The 6,471-nt window shown below is 47.8% G+C and carries 3 protein-coding genes and 1 tRNA gene; 3 read left to right on the top strand and 1 reads right to left on the bottom strand.

Features of this window, described 5'->3' with window-relative positions; genetic code table 11:
* Nucleotides 1-157 precede the first annotated feature (157 nt).
* The 3 genes from V6C93_RS28050 (at nt 158) to V6C93_RS28040 (ending at nt 2,333) form a co-directional block, all read left to right on the top strand.
* Nucleotides 158-763 (top strand): SH3 domain-containing protein, encoded by a 606-nt coding sequence (locus V6C93_RS28050; RefSeq protein ID WP_333479966.1) that lies wholly within the window; start codon nt 158-160, stop codon nt 761-763.
* 159 nt (nt 764-922) lie between these two features.
* The gene (locus V6C93_RS28045; RefSeq protein ID WP_333479965.1) at nt 923-2,122 is read left to right on the top strand and encodes a murein hydrolase activator EnvC family protein; all 1,200 of its coding nucleotides are present in this window, start codon (nt 923-925) and stop codon (nt 2,120-2,122) included.
* Nucleotides 2,123-2,260: 138 nt separating this feature from the next.
* A tRNA-Arg gene (locus V6C93_RS28040) sits at nt 2,261-2,333 on the top strand.
* Nucleotides 2,334-2,454: 121 nt separating this feature from the next.
* Here the strand turns inward: V6C93_RS28040 and V6C93_RS28035 are convergent.
* Nucleotides 2,455-6,471, bottom strand: a 4,017-nt coding sequence (locus V6C93_RS28035) for a CHAT domain-containing protein (protein ID WP_333479964.1), incomplete at its 5' end; no start/stop codon positions are given.

Below are 6,471 nucleotides of genomic sequence, written 5' to 3'. Positions count from 1 at the left end.
AGAAGGGGAAAGATTGATGGATTTGACTCAGCCTAGGGGAAGTTGACAATACCCACCAAAAACGATAAAACGAACGAACTCTGTCATGTCATAATCTCCCAGTATGAACTCTTGCGAGTGTCAGTAAACAGAATCTGTGAGTGAGGAGTTGAACTGTATGGAAACCATGAATCGATTGGGCCAGCCAATTAATCTTTTGGCTATAATTGCGATCGCCACTAGTGGAATGGGTACTCCTGTTATGGCAGGGACGGATATTACCCCCTCTGAAAGTAACTTAAAACTGGCACAATCATCCCTGATCGGGCAGTGCCGTGCTACCAAACAACAAATTCCCATTTTTAAAACGGCTGATGCCACCAGCGAAGCTTTAAGACTGCTAGCCGCCAACGAGCAAGTGACACTAGCAGCTAACTCATCCGATGCCAATGGTTTCATCAGCATTAGTGGACCGACCACAGGATTTGTCCATGCTATCAACCTTAAGCCCTGTGGTGGAAATAGTGAAACCCCGCCAACAAAAGAGCTGTGCCGTCAAGTGATTCGACCCTCACAAGGTTTACTGATTCGACGAGAACCCAGTACTACAGCCACTCAAGTGGGTAGTGTAGCTTATCTAGGACGGGTCACTCTGACTACCAATCCTGCAACGAACAAAACTGTTGATAATCGTAACTGGGTAGAAATTGCCTTACCTGCTAAGGGTTGGGTCTCCAATGGTTTGCTGACAGAGCAAAATAGCAATTTATCTTACTGTCGTTAAAGTCAAGCCACTAGAGCGATCGCTTCGATGAGACCATAAAACTTTAGAATGTTTTGTCTGGCGAGTGCCGAAAAATCATAACGGCTCAGAAACTCTATGACAGGCGTCCCAGCCTACGGCTCACTCACGCCTGTCCCATACAGACAAAACTATTCAAGGATGAGCGGACAACGACAAGGAACACGGAAAAATTTTGGCGTTTACTTAATCGCTTTTTGCCTGCTCATCGGGTTGCTAGTCATACCAACACCCGTAAGTGCCGACCCCTCCCCCTCACCGAGTGCTGCATCTGTCGATACGTTAGAACAGATGCGCCAGACCATAAACCAACAACGATCGCAACTGAAAAAAGAACGCGATCGCATATTGGAGATTGAACAAGCGGTTCAAAATCAACTCACAGGCATTCAACAGAACATCCAAGCTACTGACTCTGCCTATCAAGATTACGCGGCTCAAATCGAACTCGCCAACAAGCGTCTTAGAGCAGTACAAGAAGATTTAGCGATCGCTGAAAGTCGCTACTCGCAAAAACAAGCCACGATTATTGCTCGCCTGCGCTTCCTGCAACGCCAGCGGCGAACGGGTTTTGGTTGGGATATCCTGCTCAAAAGTCAAAATCTCAATGAATTTATGGATCGCCGTCGCCATGTCAAATTGATGTATCAAGCCGACCGCAAAATCTTAGCCAACTTACAAACTGAAGCCTTGCGCATTAACCAGCAAAAAATACAAGTTGAAACGCAGAAAAACCAAATTGCTCTCCTCACCCAGCAAGTTCTAACCCAAAAGACGCAATATGAAGCACAACTTACCGCACAGCAGCAACTCATGGATCGACTCAAAACCGACAAGCAAGCCTTAGAAGCTGCTCAAGGACAGTTAGCGATCGATTCCAGAAATATCGGTATCCTGATTCGTCGGGAAGTAGGCGCTTCTAACAAGGCAATGTTTCCCCACACCGGCGTTTTTAGCAATGGTGTGCTGATGTTTCCTAGTGATGCAGAGATTACTAGCGGCTTTGGTTGGCGGCGTCATCCGATTCTGCGTTCCCTGCGCTTCCATGCTGGTATAGACTTTGGTGCCAGCTATGGCAGTACAATTCGAGCCGCTGAAGGCGGTACAGTAATTTTTGCGGGTTGGTATGGGGGTTATGGCAATACCGTAATTATCAATCACGGCGGTGGTATTAGTACCCTCTATGGTCATACCAGTAAGCTTTATGTAAGCCAGGGAAAAACCGTACAGCCTGGAGATGCGATCGCTGCCGTTGGTTCTACTGGATTATCAACAGGGCCTCATCTCCACTTTGAAGTCCGTAAAGATGGCGAACCCGTCGATCCTATGGCTTATCTCTAGCGATCGCACCTGTGATCAACCGCTGGTTTTGCCCTATAGGACTGGTGCAGGGGGACGACATACCGTGCCTCGACCGTAGGGTGTAAAACCGAAAACCACTCTATTTACAGGGCATGATATACTAGTGTGGATAAGCAAGGGCACGTAGCTCAGTGGATAGAGCATCAGATTCCGGTTCTGAGGGTCGGGGGTTCAAATCCCTCCGTGCTCGTTGAAACAACATCAGCAAAATCCCCCGTCTATTAAGGTTTGAGCTGATAAAGGATTAACTGTCACATTCATTAAGGTGACAGTTTTTAGTATTTATACGGTTTTTTTGACTTTTGACTGTCTTACCACGGGCTACCAATCATCGTGAAAGCCGCCCAATAATAAGGATGGGATAAATCTTGACTTGGCGGCAGTCCCCGTGGGAGAGGCATGGTATCCACCACACCGATCCCTCGCTGCTCTCCTGAATCCTGACGCAACTGTCCCCGCAGCATGGCGATTTGAGCTCGTTGCAGTGCCTTGGCTTTGATCGTCACATCAGGTTGACTCAGTTGCCGATAGAACTCGCTCATCAGCATCAGGGTTCCGTTATCACTGACATACCACAGACTGGCAAGGGCTGATTTGACTCCCGCCTGCACTGCCAAGCCACCAAAGCCTAACTCCGCGTCTACATCGCCCATCGCGGTGCGACAGGCACTCAAGACTAATAGTTCAACTTGAGGTGGTTGATTCCAGCCCATCTGGCGTAGTTGACCTAACTTTAATTGAGTATCCCATAGCTGAATAAAAGAGTTATTAATATCCCCCGGTTTGAAGTCAGCGTGGGTTGCCAAGTGGATGATTTGAAAGGAGTGACTCTGGGACTGGAGATTATTCAGAGTGAATCCTTCGTTGAGGAAGGATTTTCCTGCCCACAACTGCGGGGTAATCACATCTAACTCAATGGGCACCGAAGGTAAAGGTTGCAGCTTTTGAAATTTGGAGGCTCCCATTGCTAGAACGTGGGCATCCTTTAGGGAGTTGTAGCGGGTATTGGTGAGACTGATACTGGGGATAGAACCGAGGCTGTATTTTTCTACGAGAAACTGCTTGCCGTCATGGAGTGCTGCCATTGGGATGGTACGCAAACCGGCATCCATGCAAAAGATCAGGGTGTCGATGTTAAGTTTTTCTAACTGGGGTTCGAGGGGGGCAATCAGCCACTGATAGAGTTGTTGTGCAGAAGCGAGGTAAGCTGTGGGGCTTTGGGGAGTAGTGAGAGTTTGGCGGAACTCATCTAAGGTTTTCTTTAGAGCAGCAGCATTGGCAGCTGAGACGGTTTTGCGAATGGGAGTGCCTTCGGGAAGAACTAATGTGAGTTCCAAAGAGTCGGGAAGCGATCGCGCATAGATAACGACAGGACTTGTTTGAGTTTGACTATGAATCGTCTTCAGCGTATCTCGAATGCTTTCAACTGTAACGACTTCATTGGTAAGATTTTCTCCAAAGTACTTCTCGTATTCCTCCTCAAACAGCTTATCAATCTGACCAACAGCTAGGGGACTGTTAACATTAAGCGATAAATTGCTTGGGTCGTGAGGGTGCCATGCAAAATTGTAGGTTCCGGTTTTAGGGTCTAGCTCAATCTGGGTTTCAGCTTTGAGAGTATCCCCAATAAGAAAGGCTAAATCCTTTAAGGGGTTTCCGCTTCGCTCTGGAAGGTGTATTGCCTCCGGCAGGATAGGATTGGCATCTGCTGGGAGAGGGGCAGTGGATATGATTTGAATCTGATCGCTATCCTGTTTGTGAGTGTCGAGATACGATTGGGTGGGAAAAATCGTCTGTTCAGATTCAGCGTTCCCTCTAGTAATCGCTCCTTGGGTTCCGTTCGTCTTGCTATTGCCCACAATAAAAGGGATTAAGCCTCCACCCCCGTGACGAATGATAATGGAGCCACCTCCTGCCCTGCCTGCGGTAGAAATACTGGCATTTACGCCATTTTGATCTAGGAAAGAGCCAGTAGCCTGGAAGAATTTATTAGCTGTAATATCAACATTTCCTCCCCTGCCATTACCGAGGCTTTGAGCATTAATTTGGTTAACGTTAATAGTCCCACGAGCATTCAGGGTAATATTACCGCCATTTTCCGAGGATGAGGAGTTGAGAATGCCAGCCGTAATGTTTCTGTTGCTACTAGAGAGTGCAATCCCGCCTGCTGAGGTAATGCTTCCTATTTGGATGTTATTAATTGTCCTGATATCTATCCCTGCTGGATTATTAGTAGTAATATCGCCTCCGACACTCAAATTATTGAGAGGTATCGAGCTACCCACAAAACCATTGAATTGAACAATGCCGTTACCAGGGTTAAGGGTTAGGTTTTTAGTGCCATCAACCGTGTTGTTAAAGATAATGTTGCCCGTGTCGGAAATGTTGACATTCCCCGCTAGGTTGACTGGACGGTTGAAGGTAACGCTGTTTTGGTTCGTTGTTATATCTCCACTGAGCCTAATAGTGCTGTTGTTACCAGCGTTGAGGGTAATTGAACCCCCCTTGCTCTGAAAAGAAGAGGCATCCATCGCAGCAACAGTAATGTTGCCAGCAGCATTGAAGCTGATATCACCGCCATTGCCAAAGGCAGAAGCTGTAAATAGCGGACTGGTGCTGGTGATATTCCCTCCAGTACTGGTGATGCTGAGACTCCCGCTATTTTGGTTGAAGCCACTATTGAGGAGACCGATTTGTCCTACTCTAATGTCACCAGGGGCTTGGATGGTGATATTGCCGCCATTGTTACCCCCCAAAGCATTCAAAACACCAGCAGTGGTATTGATCGTACCCGTTTGGCTGTTTAGGAAGATTGGCCCAGCATTCAGCCCTCCACTAGAGTTGATATTCCCTGTAAAAATATTGCCAGTGGCATTAAGAGCGATCGCTCCTCCATTGCCAGTTGCAGAGCTAGCGTCAATTGTCCCTTGACTGGTGACGATATTACCTTGAGCGTTCAGGCTAATATCACCACCTCCGGAGGTGAGCGTGCTTGAGACCTCAATGCTCTTGCCGTTGTTGTTGTTACCAGTAAGGATGATATCCCCGCCCCCTGATGTGATAGGCACTTGAACTTGGATAGCAGGGTCAGCAATACCGTTGCTAATCCCGTTGAAGGTGATCTTCCCTGTTCCAGATTCGATCTTCGGGATGCCTAGGTTAAGGCCAGGGTCATAAAGTAAGATGCCCTGAGTGCTGCCGCTATTCGTGCTGCTGCTCTTGCCAGTGAAGATGATATCCCCGCTTCCTGAGATGATATTCGTCCCCCCAAAAACGATGATGCCTATGGTCTCTACGCTAGTCCCGTTGAAGGTCATTTTCCCAGCCCCAGAGTTGATCGTCGTCCCGTCACCGTCAAGAGCGATGCCATAACCATTTTGGCTATACCCCGTGAAGTCGATCTCCCCGTCTCTTGAGAGGATATTCGCCCCTAACACGTCGATGCCTCTAGCAAAACCGAACTCCGTGCTAAATCCACTGCTAGTACCGTTGAGGGTGATTTTTCCACCCCCAGAGTCAATCTGCCTTGTAATAAAAATGCCTGATGTATCAGTGATATTACTAGTCCCCTTGATGGTAATATCCCCACCCTGCGTGGAGATAGCACCCTGGATTTCGACTCTTCCTGCACCGTTATTATCACTGTTACCAAATAAGTTGACGGCACCCCCATTAGTAGTGATAGTGCTGCCCGAATTCACAACAATGTCGTTATTAGCTTGAGCTGTAATGCCAACTCCTCGTTGAGCAATATTAATAGGTGCATTAAAGGTAATGTTATTGGTCGCTTGCAGGATAACATTTGCCGTTGCTGCATCAATCGTGCCATTGTTAATAGTGCTATCTACGCCTGAATCGGCAAACTGATCATTCGCTGCTAGTTCGGCTGGATTATTTACACCTGGAACAACTGTGATATTAGTTGGGTCTAACAGCAAACTCCCAAATTGACCTTGAGAAGCCGATAAGTTAGCTACGCCAGCATAATCAAGGAACCCCTTACTCGACACTTCAGCAAAACCACCATTACCACTTTGCAACCCACCCCGCGCGGTAACTGTCCCGTAGAAGCGGGTTGCCTCATCTGCCCAGGCAATTACCCGTCCCCCGTTACCCTGATTTAGGGCATCTGCATTAATCACTGAATCCCTGCTAACAAACGTGCGTAAAGCATTGGGAATTGTACCCTTACCCTGATAATCCCCACCAATTCGCACGTTACCACCGCCATTGGTGCCAGAAGCGTTGATATTGGCACCGAAGAGTCCGACTTTAGCGCCCAACACATTCACCTCACCCCCAATGTGAGATGAGGGCGCAACGCCTTG

The sequence above is a fragment of the Allocoleopsis sp. genome (assembly GCF_036703385.1).
GTDB lineage: Bacteria > Cyanobacteriota > Cyanobacteriia > Cyanobacteriales > Coleofasciculaceae > Allocoleopsis.
Note: the sequence above shows the minus strand (reverse complement) of the source record. Positions and strands in the feature narration are given on the sequence as shown.